The organism is Dellaglioa sp. CoH-57-MRSF-21 (genome assembly GCF_056781915.1).
Window position 1 is genome coordinate 1 of sequence record NZ_JBXAXU010000266.1, and the last position, 231, is coordinate 231.

A 231-nucleotide genomic window follows, 5' to 3' on the forward strand; every position below is an offset into this window, starting at 1 on the left:
TCTTTCGGCGGTTCGAGCAAGCAAGCGCGCTCGGTGATCGATGGCCTGCCGGCTGACGTCATCACCATGAACATGGCCACCGACATCAACGCCCTCGCCGACAACGGCAAACTGGTGCCGGAAAACTGGGTCACGCGCCTGCCGAACAACAGCGCGCCGTTCACCTCGGCCACTGTGTTCATCGTGCGTAAAGGCAACCCGAAAGCCCTGAAAGACTGGCCGGATCTGCTC

General features: G+C 61.5%; 1 protein-coding gene. It reads left to right on the forward strand.

Features of this window, described 5'->3' with window-relative positions; genetic code table 11:
- Positions 1 to 231 (forward strand): substrate-binding domain-containing protein (locus tag AC1RPQ_RS08725; RefSeq protein WP_481762390.1); only part of this gene is annotated, 231 nt, incomplete at both ends.